The organism is Dermabacter sp. HFH0086 (assembly GCF_000413375.1).
Classification (GTDB): Bacteria; Actinomycetota; Actinomycetes; order Actinomycetales; family Dermabacteraceae; genus Dermabacter; species Dermabacter hominis.
This window is the reverse complement of the sequence record NZ_KE340308.1, coordinates 1,823,736-1,837,545: the sequence shown is the minus strand read 5'-3', so window position 1 is coordinate 1,837,545 and position 13,810 is coordinate 1,823,736. Positions and strand designations below refer to the sequence as shown.

At 63.5% G+C, this 13,810-nt stretch carries 14 protein-coding genes; 1 reads left to right on the top strand and 13 read right to left on the bottom strand.

The window, feature by feature from the left end; translation table 11 throughout:
* Nucleotides 1-36: 36 nt before the first annotated feature.
* Both tatA and HMPREF1484_RS08105 read right to left on the bottom strand, forming a co-directional pair.
* Entirely contained in the window at nt 37-429 is a 393-nt protein-coding gene (gene tatA, locus HMPREF1484_RS11940) for a twin-arginine translocase TatA/TatE family subunit (protein WP_016664556.1), read from the bottom strand.
* A 109-nt stretch (nt 430-538) separates the two neighbouring features.
* Entirely contained in the window at nt 539-2,500 is a 1,962-nt protein-coding gene (locus HMPREF1484_RS08105) for a WYL domain-containing protein (protein WP_016664555.1), read from the bottom strand.
* Nucleotides 2,501-2,539: 39 nt separating this feature from the next.
* Between HMPREF1484_RS08105 and HMPREF1484_RS08100 the strand changes: the two genes are divergently transcribed.
* Complete coding sequence (locus HMPREF1484_RS08100) at nt 2,540-3,646, top strand: DUF3866 family protein (protein WP_016664554.1); 1,107 nt, start codon at nt 2,540-2,542, stop codon at nt 3,644-3,646.
* On the opposite strand, the gene HMPREF1484_RS08095 is transcribed toward HMPREF1484_RS08100, so the two are convergent.
* The 11 genes from HMPREF1484_RS08095 to HMPREF1484_RS08045 all read right to left on the bottom strand — a co-directional run bounded on the left by HMPREF1484_RS08095 (nt 3,636) and on the right by HMPREF1484_RS08045 (nt 13,784).
* Nucleotides 3,636-4,085 carry a PH domain-containing protein gene (locus HMPREF1484_RS08095; RefSeq protein ID WP_016664553.1) on the bottom strand — a complete coding sequence of 150 codons (450 nt, stop codon included), beginning with the start codon at nt 4,083-4,085 and terminating at the stop codon, nt 3,636-3,638. The two genes, HMPREF1484_RS08100 and HMPREF1484_RS08095, sit on opposite strands and share 11 nt — an antisense overlap.
* A gap of 6 nt (nt 4,086-4,091) precedes the next feature.
* Nucleotides 4,092-4,769 carry a ribulose-phosphate 3-epimerase gene (rpe, locus tag HMPREF1484_RS08090; protein ID WP_016664552.1) on the bottom strand — a complete coding sequence of 226 codons (678 nt, stop codon included), beginning with the start codon at nt 4,767-4,769 and terminating at the stop codon, nt 4,092-4,094.
* A gap of 27 nt (nt 4,770-4,796) precedes the next feature.
* Nucleotides 4,797-6,344, bottom strand: coding sequence for an RsmB/NOP family class I SAM-dependent RNA methyltransferase (locus HMPREF1484_RS08085; protein ID WP_016664551.1), 1,548 nt, complete (start codon nt 6,342-6,344; stop codon nt 4,797-4,799).
* A complete protein-coding gene (gene fmt / locus HMPREF1484_RS08080; RefSeq protein WP_016664550.1) occupies nt 6,341-7,288 on the bottom strand; it encodes a methionyl-tRNA formyltransferase in 948 nt (315 codons plus the stop codon). The genes HMPREF1484_RS08085 and fmt overlap by 4 nt, the downstream gene beginning before the upstream one ends.
* 24 nt (nt 7,289-7,312) lie before the next feature.
* Entirely contained in the window at nt 7,313-9,268 is a 1,956-nt protein-coding gene (locus HMPREF1484_RS08075) for a primosomal protein N' (RefSeq protein ID WP_016664549.1), read from the bottom strand.
* Nucleotides 9,269-9,396: 128 nt separating this feature from the next.
* A complete protein-coding gene (locus tag HMPREF1484_RS08070; RefSeq protein ID WP_016664548.1) occupies nt 9,397-9,771 on the bottom strand; it encodes an FKBP-type peptidyl-prolyl cis-trans isomerase in 375 nt (124 codons plus the stop codon).
* Between the two features lie 21 nt (nt 9,772-9,792).
* Nucleotides 9,793-10,779, bottom strand: coding sequence for an FKBP-type peptidyl-prolyl cis-trans isomerase (locus HMPREF1484_RS08065; RefSeq protein WP_016664547.1), 987 nt, complete (start codon nt 10,777-10,779; stop codon nt 9,793-9,795).
* Entirely contained in the window at nt 10,776-12,164 is a 1,389-nt protein-coding gene (gene pafA, locus HMPREF1484_RS08060; RefSeq protein ID WP_016664546.1) for a Pup--protein ligase, read from the bottom strand. Before pafA ends, HMPREF1484_RS08065 begins: the two co-directional genes overlap by 4 nt.
* Nucleotides 12,161-12,844, bottom strand: a complete 684-nt coding sequence (gene prcA / locus HMPREF1484_RS08055) for a proteasome subunit alpha (RefSeq protein WP_016664545.1) — start codon at nt 12,842-12,844, stop codon at nt 12,161-12,163. Before prcA ends, pafA begins: the two co-directional genes overlap by 4 nt.
* Nucleotides 12,841-13,599: a proteasome subunit beta gene (gene prcB, locus HMPREF1484_RS08050; protein ID WP_016664544.1), complete on the bottom strand. Its 759-nt coding sequence runs from the start codon at nt 13,597-13,599 to the stop codon at nt 12,841-12,843. The genes prcA and prcB overlap by 4 nt, the downstream gene beginning before the upstream one ends.
* Entirely contained in the window at nt 13,596-13,784 is a 189-nt protein-coding gene (locus HMPREF1484_RS08045) for a ubiquitin-like protein Pup (protein ID WP_016664543.1), read from the bottom strand. The genes prcB and HMPREF1484_RS08045 overlap by 4 nt, the downstream gene beginning before the upstream one ends.
* Nucleotides 13,785-13,810: the final 26 nt, after the last annotated feature.

The following is a 13,810-nucleotide window of genomic DNA, read 5'->3' as shown; positions in this document are numbered from 1 at the left end:
TGGGCAGAGGGCCGGGCGTGCTACTTGTGTGTCGCGTCAGTCGCGGCGGTAGAGATCGTCGGAACGATCCTCGCTCAGGAAATCTTCTCGGTCGCGGGAGTCGTGCACGCGTTCTTCGCGGCGGAAGTCGTCGCGGTCGTCGCGGCGGTACTCGCGATCGTCACGTCGGTAGTCGCGGTCGCGATCATCGCGGGCGTCGTAGGAACGGTCGTCGCGACGCGCACCTTCGCGATCGCGCTTGACGTTGATGGACGCCTCGGCATGGTCGTCGTCCTCTTTGCGCATTTCAGAAACTTCGTTCTTGAAAATGCGCATGGATTCACCCATGTTGCGTGCAAGGCCCGGAAGCTTGTTCGCGCCAAAAAGCAGCACGACAAGAACGAGGAGAATCAAGATCGGCCAAGGGCTCCGAAAGAAACCTGTACCCATGTGTAATCACCATCCAAAGCGTGTGATGTGTGTGTCGAGGAAATCGACACTATACAAAATTTTCGCATAGACACCACCGGTCAATCCGGATCGTCTCGGCCGCTCCAGCCTACTCCCCTAGACGCGCGACCTTGGTCTCAGCCACGCCCCTGATTGCGGATCGAATGTGATCCGGGTCAAGAACTTCTGCTTCGCCGTCGGTTTCGAAGATCGCGGCGAGGAGTGCATGGCTCGACGAAGGCGTGATGCGCGCGATCACTCTCGCGGAGTTGGGCTCGACGCGAAGCTCGCTCGCGTTGAAGACATCGAGAATCCATCTCGCTTTGGGGCCGATGGCGAGAGTGACAGTCGGCCAGTTTTCGAGCGCGACATCAAGCGGTGTCGTGAAATCACCGGTTGCGGGAGCGGCGGGATCGGTGCATTCCCACGAGTCGACGATGCGGTCGGAGCGAAACTCCCTTTCGGCCCCCGCGAGCCGGCAATACGCGCGTACATACAGAGCGCCGTACTTTGATGTGACCTCGCGTGGCTCGATGTCGCGAACGCTGATGCCGTGCCGAGCGGCAGGCGAATACATGATGCGCACGGGGTGTTTCGTGGCGTGCGCATCGAGGATGCGCGTGAGGGTGGGATTCTCGTGGTCACGAGGGGCCTCCGAGGGTTGCCCGCCTTGAGCGGCTCCCTCGGGCACCATCGCGGCAAGCTTGGCCCTAAGGGCTTCGATCGCGGATACCGAAAGTCCGCCGCGCGAGTCGGCGACGGCCTCGAGGCCGATGAGGAGTGCGCTGATTTCACTAGCGGTGAAGGTCATGGGACGCGCGAGCGGGTCGGCTCCAGCGATGGAGACGTATCCGTCAGCGCGCGTGACTTCGACGAGTTCGTCGTACCCTCGCGAGTAGTCCCCCGCGTTGTAGATGATGTCGAGGTCGGCATTGAGCTCGTCTACCGTGAGCCCAAAATCGCGGGCCATGTCGGCTACGGCAACGTCTCCGAACGAATGGAGGTAGGCGATCTCTGCACTCAGTCGTGTCAGTTCGCCATCGCCCGTGCCTACGTCGCGTGCGCGTTTTTGTTTGACGGTGTCGAACGTGGAGGCGTGCTCCCAGGTCAGTGAGGCGGGCCCGGTATGGAGGGCGGCGATTCTTGCTCTCGTCAGCGCCCACGTCGTAGCGAGAGAGTGGTCTCCTTCCAGTGCCACCCATAGAGGCTCGGCCCATGCTGCGCTGAGGATTCCGTCGGCCTTGCTCGGTGGGACCTCGGCAAGCGGACTCCCAGCGTCCATGCCGAGTCGAGAGCGCAAGTCGAGCGCTTTGTAGGGCGCGATGCGCACGCGCAATTGTTCGGCGCTCTCGTTCGACTGGCCGGCGCGCGTCCGATCGTTCGAAAGGAGCGATCGGATCGGCGGATGCGGCTCACGCGCGTGCTTCGCGGACGGCCCTTCAACAGGGATCGATTCGATGCGGCTGACGCGAAAGAGTCGAGGAGCCTCCCGGTCGAGATCATAGCCGTAGAGATATTCGCGCCCGCGAGCCACGTCGAAAGCCCACGGCTCCACGCGTCGTTTATGGGCGGCCGCCGCCGCCGAGGAACGATAGGCGAAGGTGACGGTTTTGCCGGACTCAAGGGCCTCGAGGAGCGGGGTGCTTGCGGGCGAGGAGCCGAGCGCTCCGCGCGCAATGCCCGAGACTGGCGGAACTCCCAGCGAGGCGAGCTTTGCGCGAATGCGGGCTCCGAGGCTTCCCGCGGACTGAGTGCTCCACATCGCTGCCGCAGCGCCGAGCATGAGGCGCTCGTGTGCGTCAAACGTGCCGGTCGACGACGCAGCATCGCGCACGGAGGCCGTATACCTGAGCGTGGAGGGATTGACGAGGTCGGGGGTGGAATCGACGTCGATTCCGAGCTTGGCTAGTCGAGCGAGATCGCGGGTGAATTGACGGCGGACACTCGTGGGATTCATGCGCTCGTACCCCGGCACAAGCTCGGTCACTTCCTCCCGCGTGAGGCCGCGTGTGCTCGACGTGAGGGTCAGTGCGAGGCTCAGGAGTCGCTCGACATTCTGCGTAGGTGGCACATCTCAACCCTAGCGTCCCGGCTCGGTAAGCTTGGGACCATGATCGCGCAGGAAACGGGCACGGTGCTGGAGTACCGAGATGCATGGCCGGGTGTCTGCCGCGTGTGGGCCGCGCTCGATTCCGACGGTACCCGCGTGAGCGCCCTCGCCTATCTCGACATGGTCGCGGCGCCGGCGGTGGGCGATCGCCTCCTGCTCAACACCAATGCCCTTCGAAAGAGCCTCGGAACGGGAGGCGACGCTTTCATCATCGTCAATCTTGATGCGTGCGAGTGCGGAGAGCTTCCCGCGGGCCACATGATGAAGGCCCGCTATACCCCGCAGCAGATGATGGTCGATGCCATCGACGACCCTGCTTCCCCGGCCCACGAGGCGATTGACGCCGTGGAGAGCCTCGACGGGATGAGCGTCATCGTCGCAGGTTTGCATTCAGCCGTCGGCCCCATCGCCGCGGGCTTTCACGCGGTGCGGCCGGGGGCGCGGCTCGTGTATGTCCACACGGATTGGGCTGCGCTACCCGTGGCCTACTCGCGTGCTAATGCTCGCCTTCGCGAGGAAGGAATTCTTTCAGCCACCATCAGCGCCGGGCAATCATTCGGGGGCGACGCCGAAGCGGTGTCCGTGCCCTCGGCTCTTGCCGCGGCACGCGCACACTTCGAGGCCGACGCCGTCATCGTTGCGCAGGGGCCCGGAAACCTCGGGACCGGTACACGCTGGGGCTTTGGTTCAATCGCCGTCGCGGATGCCCTCCACGCCGCTGCTGCAATGGGGGCGCGAGCCATTTGTGCGCCACGCGTATCCGAGGCTGACCCGCGCTCGCGCCACGTGGGCCTCTCCCACCACTCGAGGACCGTGCTCGAGCGCATGCTTTTTGCGGGAGTCGAGCTACCGAGCCTATCCCCATCCGAGCGCAGCGATATCGATCGCGGGATAGCCGAAAGCTACGCACACATGAACTCGGTGCGGGCCGCCCGCCGGTTGCCCGCCCATCGAATCACGGCCATGTCTGGCGAGGGCCTCGAAAACGCGGTACGCGCGCTGCCGATTCGCGTGTCGACCATGGGCCGCGGGCTCGAGGAGGATCGGGCGAGTTTCCTTTACAGCGCTCTGGCGGGCCGGCTTGCCGCCGAGGTGCCTACGGTCTAAGCGAGTGCGTGTCGATGAGCGCGTTGAACTCGCGCGCCATGGCGACGCCTCTTTCGCCATCGGCCCGTTGAAAGGCCATTACGGCACACGTGTCGCCATCGGCCACATCCAGGTGTGCCCACGGGTCTCCTTCGGGGAAGCTCACCCCGATGAGTTCGGCCCATTCGAAGCGGCGCGTCGAAAAAGCATTGCGCACCGTCACGCAGGCGGCGTCGGCTCGCACGTGGACGCTCGCGTGCCGGTGGCAAAACCACCCCACTGCGAGCGCTAGCAGCACGAAACCGAGCGAATCGAGAACCGTGTGGGTGAGAAGCGGAAGCGACACGGCCATCACGAGGCACGCAAGGGCGAACACCGCGGCGACGATGTACCCCCACCTGCGTACGGCACGGGGGCGATATGTGAGCGGCAGTTCTGGGATGTGCGAAGCGGCAGGCATGGGGGATTAATTGTGACGATGCGTGCGCGCGAGTTCACGCAAGGCGTCGATCTCAGCCGCCGCATCGGCTGCTTTATAGACCGCGCTTCCCGCCACGAACACGTTCGCCCCGGCCTCAGCGGCTCCCTCGATCGTCGCGCGTGAGATGCCGCCGTCAACCTGAATCGACACTTCGAGGTTCTGCTCGCTGATGGCGCGACGCGCTCGTCGAACCTTGGGGAGCATCGAGTCGATAAACGATTGCCCACCGAAGCCGGGCTCGACCGTCATCACGAGGAGCATGTCGAACTCCCCAAGGATGTCCACGAGAGGCTCGACCGGTGTCGCTGGGCGCAGCGCAACGCCGGCCTTCACACCCTTCGCTCGAAGCTCCCTCGCGAGTCGCACGGGAGCACTCGAGGCCTCAAGGTGGAATGTCACCGACTGCGCTCCAGCCTCGGCGTACGCCACGGCATCGCGGTCAGGCGAATCGATCATGAGGTGGGCATCGAGCGGGATCGGTGAGCGCTTCGCGATCTGCTCAACCATGCTGACGCCGAACGTCATGTTGGGCACGAAATGGTTGTCCATGACGTCGATGTGGGCGGCCTCGGCATTGGAAATCTTGTCGAGTTCGGAACCGATGTGCATGAAGTCGCTGTTGAGAATGGACGGGTGGATGCTCGTTGACGACGTCGAGTACACGGGAGGCTCTCCTATCGTGGTGGAAGGTCAGGATTCTGGATCGATTTTGCGAAACAGCGCGAGGAACATGGCGTCTGTGCCGTGCACGTGCGGCCACAACTGCACAAAGGGGCCGTCGCCGAGGTCGATGTCACCCGCATCACTACGAAGCCCGGCACGCAGCGCTTCACGAGCGTCGAGAACTTCGAGATCCCCGTGCCGGCGCTGCGCCGCCTTTGCCACGAGGAGCGTCTCATTAGCGTGCGGCGAGCACGTGACGTAGGCAATCACGCCACCTACCTGGGTGGCCGCTATCGCGCTGTCGAGAAGCTCGCGTTGCAAACGCCCAAGAGAACCGAGGTCACCGGGCTGCTTACGCCACCGCGATTCTGGCCTGCGCCGCAGCGCGCCGAGGCCCGAACACGGGACATCGGCGAGGACGCGCGAAAACTGTTCGGGGAAACGTTCGCCGATTGAGCGGCCGTCGGCGGTGAGCGTCTCGACCTCGGCACCCGCTTCCACGAGCGTGTGGACCGAACGCTCGACGAGGCGCGTGCGGTGTTCCTGTAGCTCGACCGCCAGCACCTCGGCGTCGTGGGTGATGCTCGCACCGGCGAGAAGCGTGGTTTTGCCCCCGGGCCCCGAGCAGAGATCAAGCCAGTGATGGTCGGGCTCCACGACGAGGCTATCCGCACCGAGGGCAAGCGCGAGGGCGACAAGCTGCGAGCCCTCGTCCTGAACAGCGGCGCGTCCCTCGTTGACCGCCGAAATCGTACCCGGATCGCCGCCCGGCCACGCCATCGAAAACAACGACCATCGGCCGGGCTGTGCACCGGCTTGGGCAAGCTCGTTTTCGTCGGTCAGACCGGGCCGCATGACGAGGCTGACCGAAGGCGCGTCATTGTGGGCGGCCAGCAGGGCGTCGATCTCGCGTGGATCCCGCCCGTGAGCTTTGAGGGCCTCCCGTAGCGCGCGCACGATCCATTCTGGATGCGAATAGGTGATCGCAAGGAAACGGTCCTCGTCGTCCTCGCGGGCCGGAACGAGAATGGCAAGCCATTCCTCGAGCGTTTTTTCGCCCACGCGGCGAAGCACGGCATTGACTAGGCTTGCCGAGCCTGCCCCGGTCACCTCACGTGCAAGGCCCACCGTCTCAGAGGCAGCAGCGTGCGCCGCGACCCCCATATCAAGCATCTGGTACGCGCCGAGGCGAAGAACGTCAAGAACGGCAGGCTCGATTTTCGAAAGCGGGCGATCCACGCATTCCGCAAGAACTGCGTCGAGCCGACCCTGTGCCCTAAGCGACCCGTAGAAGAGCTCCGTGGCAAAAGCGGCATCGCGTCCCTCCACGCGATGGCGACGAAGAACGGTGGGGAACACGATGTTCGCGTAGGCATCCTCCTCGCTCACGCGTCGGGCTGCCTCGTATGCGGCCAACCTTGAGGGGGTCGTTTCGCGGCGGCGTTCGCTCGGGCGCTTGCGCGAGTAACCGCGTCGAGGGCCGCCCCTGCCGCGCGAACCGCTCCGCTCGTGACCCGCGTCGTTCCGGTGACGCTGGGTATGTCCCCCGCGACGCTTCTGTCGCTCCTCGCTCATGACGCGCTCTCCTCTTCCATGCGCTCGCCCGTTTCCAGTCGTACGCCGCGCGCCCAATCAGCCGCGGCCATGTGCTTCTTTCCCGCCGGCCCCACGAGCGTCAGCTCAAGAGGCTCGGTGGCGGTGCCGAGGAACACGTGCTTCTTCGTGACACCGAACTCGCCGGGAGCGAGGCTCATGCCTTCGGGGGCCTCTGTGTTTCCTACGCCGAGAACCTTGAGCCTCGAACCTCTCACGCTCGTGAATGCGCCAGGATTGGGAGCAAAAGCGCGAATGTGAGCGGCAACTTCCCGTGCGGGGCGCGCCGGGTAAATCCGTGCTTCGTCGGCACGAAGTTTGCGCGCGTAGCTCGCTCCCTCCTCTTCTTGCGGGGTGAGAGTCAAAGTACCGCGGCCGAGTTCATCCATGACCTCGACAAGAACCCGGGCGCCATGCTCGGCCATGTCCTCGAGGAGCTCTCCCGCAGTCGCAAGCGGGGCAATCGAGTGCGGCTCCTGGCGCGCCAACGCGCCCGTGTCGAGGCCTTCGTCAAGTTTGAACACGCTAAGGCCGGTCTCCTGAAGGCCCTGCTCAATCGCGCGCTGTACCGGTGCCGCGCCGCGAAGCGCGGGAAGCAGCGAAAAGTGAAGGTTAAAAAATCCGCCGGGAAGGGACTCGAGCACGGGGCGCTCGAGAATCTGACCGTAAGCGACGACGGCCGCTACCTCGGCACCGCTCTCGCGGATCCACTCGCGTGTTTCGGCACTTCGCGCGTCAGCGGGTTTGAACGATGGGATTCCCAGCTCTTGCGCGAGGACCGCAACGGGAGAGGGCACCAGGCTCTTCCCCCGCTTGCCGCGGGCATCGGGCTGCGTGAGTACGCCGACGACTTCGTGGGAGGAATCGGCGAGGGCGGAGAGGCAGGTAGCGGCAACGTCGGGCGTTCCGGCAAAAAGAATTCGCATGATGCCCAAGTCTAACGGCCACGCCTAGAAGACATGCGGGGGGTCAACCTGAAGGCGAAGGGAGCCCGGATGCTTCTTTGCGCTACGCACGAGCATGACGGCTCGCGCCGCCTCCACCAATGCAGGCGCGTGCTTGACGGGGCACCGGAGCACGACGCGCGCTTCGGCATCAATGGTGGAAGACTCGACCTCCGTGGGGCCAAAAATGTCGACGCCTCGCGGCGCATCGAGCCGTTCGAGGAAATCGGTGCACGCTGTTCGGTCTCCTCGCACCTCGAGGACCTTAAACGCAGGGGGAAGCCCGAGTTCGGCGCGTTCTTCAAGCACTCGGTCAATAAATGCGTTCGAGCGCACGAGAACGAGCGAACGAAGTGCGGGGTGCTGATCGGGTCCAACGATCAGCACCTGCCCGCCCTTGTCGAACGTGCGGGTCTGGCCGATCACATGGGAATAGCGGCGGATTGTTTCGCAGTCGGCGTTGTAGGCGGCTCTGCCGAGGGAGGCGGCCGCGTCGATGATCACCGCCGCCGCGTATCCGCCCTCGGGCTGCGGCTCTGCGCCCGGCGTTGCAATCACGAGGTCGCCGTCGCGAACGTCAGAATCCTCCACAATTCCGGAGGCCCCGCCCGATACGTGAAGCGTTGCGTTCGGGAAGGAGCGCTTCAAATCGGCAGCGGTGCGTTCTTGGCCGAGGACTATGGGGCGCAGATCCGCTCCCCCGCATTCCTGGCACCGATAGTGGCCGTACCGACGAGAACACACGCTGCACGATAGTTCCCCTCTTCCGGGCGCAGCGAGCGTCGCGTGGCAATGCACGCACGTCGCCTTGGTCCCACAAAATCGACACGCGAGTGCCGGGGCGTATCCCGCCCGCGGCACGTGGACCAGAACGGGCCCTTCCGCGAGCCCTCGGCGTATAACCGCGTGGGCGTGCGACGGCAAACGTGAAAACCCGCTTGCCCCCTCTCTCTCACGCAAGTACGCGTCCATGAGCTCGATACGTGGGTGAGTATGGGCATGGGCGGCGGGCACGGGTTCAAGAGCCGCGAGAGTGCCGGCCAGGGTGAGGTAGCGGGCGAATTCCGACGGTGCCCGCGAAACGAAGAGCAGGGAACAGCTTTCGTGGAAGCTTCGCGTGAGGGCGACCGTGCGCGCGTGGGGGTATGGCGCTCGTGGTTCTTCGTAGAGGTCGTCATCCGGATCCCATACAAGGATCATGCGGAGGTTTGCCACGGGAGCAAAAACAGCGCTGCGCGTCCCGATGACGAGGCGTGAGCGCCCCTGGAGTGTGGACAGAAACGCCGTGTACCGCGCATGGGGGCCCTGTGCGCTACCGAATTGGACGTGGTCGATCGCATGCGCCGTGAGAGCCTTTGCCAGTCGATCGACGTCGCGCTGATCACTCGCGAGGATGATCGCTCCCGCATCATCCTCAAGTCCCGACAGGCATTCGAGCACGAGTTCAATCCACGAATCCACCGGATCGAGAACGATCGACGCTCGCGGAGTGCGGTCTCCACCGCATGAGTGCTCGAGGAAAGCCCCGAGCCCCGCGAATTTGGAACGGTACTTCTCACACTGAGGGTTAGCGTCACCGGTCGAAGCAGTTTTCTTATCAGGTGCGCCAGATTTTTCGCATGCATGGCGTTCCATGCGCGCCCGGTGTGCCTTTTCCGCGCCTGCGCTGCGCGCGGGAACGGCGAGTCGCAGCACGTCGCTGAGCGATCCCGCGTACCGCTGCGCAACGTCCTCGCACACCCGAAACATGTGTTCCGAAAGGAGAACGTCCTCGCTTACGACGGACACGAGCGGTGCGAGCGGCCGGATAGTGTCGGGTCTTTCGTAGCGTGCCCGTACGAGCGCCTCGTGCTCGCGGCCGGAGAATCGCACACGCACCCTCATCCCGGGCTCAACAGCATCGAGAGCCGCGGGGACCGCGTATTCGAAGAGGCGATCGAGGTGCGCGAGAGTACCGAGCACGTGAACAGAGACGACCGGCCGATCCGTCGCGAGCGAGAAGCCCGCGGTGGTTTCGAACGGTCGTCCGTTGCGACTGCTGTCCTCGCTCTTGGGTGTCGCGGAGTCAAAGAGCGCCGGTGGCTCTTGGGTCAGCGCCCGGTCACCCCAACGAGATCGCAGACGAAGATCAAGGTTTCCCCGCCTTTAATAACGCCCGGGATACCGCGGGGACCGTACGCAAGCGACGAGGGGATTTCGAGACGTCGGCGCCCGCCCACGCGCATTCCCTGCACTCCGCGGTCCCAGCCGGGAATGACCTGGCCTACGCCGAGCGTAAAGCGCAGCGGCTCACCTCGATCCCACGACGCATCGAACTGTTTGCCATCGCTGAGGCCTACCCCCACGTAGTGGACGTCGACAACGTCGCCGGCCTTGGCTTCGTCACCGTCACCGACCTTCTCATCGATGATGACGAGTTCCTCGGGCGCCTCGCACCCTTCAACGCTCACAACTGGTTTTGACATGATTCTCCTGAGATTTAGTGCTTAGGCCTCGGGCGAGGCCACGTACAGAACATCGGCGACAAAGAGCAGGGTCTTGCCGGCGAGATGGTTCTGATTGCCTTCGCCGGCTTCCCCGTAGGCCGACGCCGGCGGAAGAATCAGAGCAATCTGGCTACCTTGCGTTGCACCCTCGAGCCCCTCATCCCAGCCCTTAATGACCTGGCCGTCGCCTAGCTTGAACGAGAACGGGGTGCCACGCCCCCACGACGAGTCGAACTCTTCTCCGGTTGCCCAGTCCCAACCGCGGTAGTGCATGATGAGCGTGTCGCCCTTCTTCGCGGCCGGTCCGTGGCCTTTGATCGCGGGGGCGACAACCTGCTTAGTGGGAGCGGTACCGTTCGGTTTGGCGGTGAGATTTGGAGCGCCGTCCTCACCGAGGGCGAAACCGGGAACCTCCGCGGGAAGCTTCTGTGCGTCGCCCTCAGCTCGCTTCAATGCAACGCCGACGACGTCCCCGACCTGGAGCACCTTTTGTTTTTGGGTCCCGGCCACGCCGGCCATGAGAAAGCGCGAATGGGAGGTCAACCCCGTAAAGAATTCGGTCGCCGTTTGGCCCACGGATTGCTTATCCACCTTGAAAGGAGAGAACGTCCCCTCCTTCCACTGCGAAGCAAGCACTTCCGCGCTTTCCGGATCAAAGTAGGCGGAACGGGTCACGATGAAATCGCCCTCGGCGATTGCAGGGCCGTCGCCCTTGCTCACCACGGTTGAGTGGAAGTTAGAAAACTTCAGCGGGGCGTCGAAATCGACAGTCGGATCCTCACCAAACGCACTTGTGACCTTCACGCGGTCAAGAACATTGGCTTCGTCGGCCGCACTACCGCCGCCATCCGAGGCCGTGGATGCGCCCGAGTCCGATGCTTGAGCAGCGCCCTTCGCCGTAGGTGACGATTTTTTCGCGCACGCCCCAAGGGTGACAAGGGCGGAAGTGGAAGCAGCTGCAGCGAGCAGCGAGCGACGGTTGATCACTGGAGTCCTTTCAGCTCGGCGGGTGCCGATGAATACTCGTCAAGACTATCGAGCAAGCGGTCGATTTCCGGGTTTTCGACCTCAAACGGATCGAGCAGTGTGATGGGAAGAGCGCCGGGTGTGTTCGGTCGCACGGTTGTCCAATCCACCGCAACGTCGATCCCCTTTTCCCGTGCGAGCGTCAAGACTCTTGAACGCAAGTGCGCGCGAGTCGTAGCCGGACCCACTCGACGGGCGGCCTCAATTCGCTCGTCGCTCAGGACGCTCGTCGCAAGTCCGCGGCGCTCGAGTGCATAGAACACGCCTCGATCAGGATCAATATCGTGATAGGCCAGTTCGAGGCGCTGAATCTCGGGCGCGTTGAGCGCGAGCCCACGCCGATCCGCCACCGTCGTAAACAGCTCGTGCTTAATCGCCCAGTCAAGTTCGCGATTGACGAGCGAGAAATTGCCCGTTTCGAGCGCTCGCAACCCTCGGTCCCACGTGTCCATCATTCGAGGGTCGAGGTCATCGTATGTGCGTTCGAGAGCGGAGAAATAGGCGCGCTGAATCGAAAGCGCCGTGCTTACGCCGCCGTTCTTCAGCTGGAGTGGTTCGCTCGCCGTGAGGTCTCGCGCAATTCGGCGAATATCGCTGATCGGGTCTGCGAGCTCGAAGTCTGCAAAAGCGTGCCCGTCTTCAATAAATCGCAACACGGCGAACGTCATCGCGAACCTCAGCCAGGTGGAGACTTCACTCATGGTCGAGTCTCCAGAAATGACGTGCAGTCTCCTGTAGCGCGATGGATCGCCGTGGGGTTCATCGCGCGTGTTAATGATCGGGCGTGCACGGGTCGTCGCGGACGAAACCGTCTCCCACATGTGGTCGGCCCGCAGCGAGAAGCCGAAAACCGGCCCGCCCTCGCCTTCGAGAACTCCCCCGGCCCCCGTGACGATTTGCCGCGTAATGAGGAATGGCAGCAGCAATGCTGGCAGGCGTGTGAATTCGCCTTTGCGCTCCACGAGGTAGTTCTCGTGGCTTCCGAAGGAATTGCCCTGAGAATCAGCATTGTTTTTAAACAGATGAATGCGTGCGTCGCGGCCATCGGATTTCAATCGCGCGTTGGCCTCGTGGACGAGGGCGTGAAGCTCCCGCTCGCCCGCGCGCTCCTGGGCGACAATGTCCCACGGGTCATCGCATTCCGCGGTCGCATACTCGGGATGGGAGCCGACGTCGAGATAGAGCCTGCCCGCGTTCGTCAGAAACACGTTCGAGGAACGCCCCCACGCGACAACCGGCCGGAACAGTTCCCTCGCGGCGGCTTCAGGTTCGAGGGCTTGCCGCCCATCGGCGGTTACCGCGAGAAGCCCAAATTCTGTCTCTAATCCGCCTACGCGCCGTTTCATAGATGCGACCTTTCCACCCTGGCCATACTGACAGGAGTGTGCCTCTCAAACGAACGCAACTCAACTCCACGTCGAAGCAGGGCAATCTCGGCATGAATGCTGTCATCGGCGTGGGTTCGCGCAAGCTCGCGTACGCAAAAATCGATCACGGCCTCGGCTTCGCGCTCATAAAGAGCGCTGTCGAAGGCGCGTTGTGCGAGCCCATCGGGAACACCGCCGATCGCGGCGAATGTGCCGTGATCGCTCAAAGATCCATCGAAACTCAAAGAGAAAATACGATCCAACTCTGGCGCCTGCCCGACTTCCGGCAGCAAGAGCGCAATCTCCAGCGGTTTTGGTGCGGAGACGAACGCCTCGCCAATGGCGTGGGCGAGAGCGTTGGCGAGGGAGGAAGCCGAAACATCACGGCGGGAATACTGGTAGGCGCGAGTATCGGCCCACCGCACGGCCGCGAGCCTGAGCGCCTCGTACTCGTGGAACTTTCCTGCGCCGGCAAAGGCGATGTGGTCGTGTACCTCGCCAATTTTCATGAGAGACGTCGATGAATTGAGGGCGATGATGACAATGCCATCGGCGCTGCTCGCGGCGATAACCGGCAGACCACGCGACACTCCGCGACGAGAGAAGTCGGCCCGATCCTTCGTCAGCTGTTCGGGATCGACGTAAAACGGCATGCTCATGAAAGCTCCTTAGCGAGCTCAAGGATCCGATCCGCATCCACGAAGCGCGCGCCTTCAGCATCGACGTCGACAAGAACGGGAAGTGACTCGCCGCGAAGGCCCGATGTTGCCGAGTCTCGACGGGAGGCGGAGGCGAGTGCCTGAAGGGTAAGGCAATGGGCTTCTTCGCGGTCGCAGTCGAGAATGTTTCGCCGTGCATCGAGAACCGCCCGCGCGATGTCGCTGCCCGAGCCGATGGCCGCCGTCTCCTCCTCCTCGTAGGATCCTCCGGTTGCATCGAAGGTGTGCACACGCACCAAGCCCAGGCGCTCATCGAAGCCAGCGAGCAGCGGGACGGCGGCGAGGCCCTGCAGAGCAAGCTGGAGGTGCGCGCGCACGAGAATACTCAGCCTTCGAACCTTGCCTTCGTGACTAAGCGCGTGCCCTTCGATTTTCTCGACGTGCTCGAGTTCGAGGGCGAACAAGCGCGCGAACTCAATGCCGAGTCCGGCGGTGCCCGCGATACCGATGGCCGAGTGAGAATCGGCAAGGAACAATTTCATCATGTCGTCCTTGACGATCCGGTGGCCGGCGCTCGCACGTCGATCAGCGGCGAGCGTGACGGCCTTCCCACCCGTATGGCGGACGGCAATGATCGTCGTCGCCTCGGCAACAGTCACATGAGCGTTGCTTACGCCTGAAAGCTCGGGGGCCAGAAGGCCCTCCGCCTTCAAATGCGCCGAAAGCGAGGTGAGGGGGTCGCCAAGGTTGGTCACTGACCGCCCTTTTGCACGAAGGACTTCACGAAACTCTCCGCGTTGGATTCGAGCACAAGGTCGATCTCGTCGAGGAGATCGTCGCTTGAGGCGATCGACGCTTGAATCTGGCCGGAGTTCTGGTCGATAAGCGGCTCGTCATTCTCATCGCCGCCACCGGAACCGTGAATCTGCGACTGTGTCATGCTGCGACGTCCTTTCTCTTCATTCG